Genomic DNA, 1,760 nt, shown 5'->3' on the forward strand with positions numbered 1-1,760 from the left:
CGCCCGTCGCCGCGACCGCCTTCCCTGCCGCGTCCCCGCTCGCCGCAGCGGCTGCCTCGCCCTCCGGCCCGCCCCCGGGCCGCCGCGGCGCCGGCCTGCCCGCCGTCGTCGCCGTCGGCAGCTCCACGGGTGGTCCCGAGGCCCTCGCCCGGCTGCTGCAGGCCCTGCCGGCGGACCTGCCCGTGCCCGTGGTCGTCACCCAGCACATGCCGCCCGTCTTCACGCGCCAGCTCGCGGTCCGCCTCGACCGCCTCGGACCCCTCGCCGTGCGCGAGGCCGAGGACGGCGACGACCTCCGCCCCGGCCGCGTCCTCGTCGCGCCGGGGGACCGCCACCTCGTCCTGCGCCGGGCCGGCGCCGACGTCGTCGTGCAGCTCTCCCAGGCGGCGCCCGTGAACTTCTGCCGGCCCGCCGTCGACGTCATGCTCCGCTCCTGCGTCGACGTGCACGGCGCCGGCGTCCTCGCCGTCGTCCTCACGGGCATGGGCAGCGACGGTCGCGACGGCTGCGCCGACGTGCGCCGCGCCGGCGGCGCCGTCCTCGTCCAGGACGCCGAGACGTCGGTCGTGTGGGGCATGCCGGGCGCCGTCGCGTCCGCCGGGCTGGCCGACGCCGTGCTGCCCCTCGACGCCGTCGCCGGCGCCGTCGCGAGCGCCTGCCGTCGCGGCGCGCCGGCCCTCGCGGGGGGTGCCCGGTGAGCGCCCCCGCCTCCCCGTCGCTGTCGCCGGCGGACCTCGCGTGGGTCTGCGAGGTCGTCCGCGCCGAGACGGCCGTCGTCCTCGACGCGTCGAAGGAGTACCTCGTCACCTCCCGCCTGCTGCCGCTCGCACGGCGCGCCGGGCTGGCCGACGTCGGCGCCTACGTCGCGCGGGCGCGCGCGGGCTCCGCGGCCGACCGCTGGGAGCTCGTCGAGGCCATGACGACGAACGAGACGTCGTGGTTCCGGGACGTCGAGCCCTTCACCTACCTGCGCGAGCGGCTCCTGCCCGAGCTCGCCGCGGCCCGCCCCGGGCGGTCGCTGCGGGTGTGGTCGGCCGCCTGCTCCACCGGCCAGGAGCCCTACACGATCGCGATGCTCCTCGCGGACGCCCCCGAGCTGCGCGGCTTCCGCACCGAGGTGCTCGCCACCGACGTCGACCGGACCGCCCTCGAGCGCGCCCGCTCGGCCACCTACTCGCAGATGGAGGTCGGCCGCGGCCTCCCGGCCGACATGGTCGCCCGCCACCTCGAGCGGGCGGGGCTGCAGTGGCGCGTGCGCGAGCCGGTGCGCTCGTGCGTCCGCTTCGCGGAGCTCAACCTCGCCCGGCCCTTCACCGAGCGCGGGCGCTTCGACGTCGTCTTCTGCCGCAACGTCCTCATCTACTTCGACACGGCGACCAAGCAGCAGGTGCTCGACCGCATCCACCAGGTGCTCGCGCCGGACGGCGTCCTCGTCCTCGGCGCCGCCGAGACCACCCTCGGGGTCTCCGCGGCGTGGACCCGCGTCGAGGGCAGCCGCGCCGCCCTCTACCGCCCGGCGGGCGCGTCCTCCTCGGGCGCGTCCTCCTCGGTCAGCTCCTCCTCGGCCGGCTCCGGCGCGGCTGGCGGTGGACGCCTCGGTGCGGCGCCGGCACCGGCTCCGGTGTCCGGCCCGCTGCTCGCCGCGCGCCCGCCGGCCCCGGCGCCGCTGCGGCTGCCCGCGCCGGCGCGACCCCCGGCCGTCCCGGCCGCGGCGCTCCTCCCGGGGGCCGCGGAGCCGCGCCGGACGCCCGCCGGGGAGG

The 1,760-nt window shown here is 79.3% G+C and carries 2 protein-coding genes; both read left to right on the forward strand.

Features of this window, described 5'->3' with window-relative positions; translation table 11 throughout:
• A partial coding sequence (locus HLB09_RS16610) for a CheB methylesterase domain-containing protein (RefSeq protein ID WP_171204406.1) occupies positions 1-698 on the forward strand: 698 nt, incomplete at its 5' end.
• On the forward strand, positions 695-1,760 hold a 1,066-nt coding region (locus tag HLB09_RS16615), incomplete at its 3' end, for a CheR family methyltransferase (protein ID WP_212771278.1). The genes HLB09_RS16610 and HLB09_RS16615, both read left to right, overlap by 4 nt.

This window comes from Pseudokineococcus marinus (genome assembly GCF_013004605.1).
GTDB classification, from domain to species: Bacteria; Actinomycetota; Actinomycetes; order Actinomycetales; family Quadrisphaeraceae; genus Pseudokineococcus; species Pseudokineococcus marinus.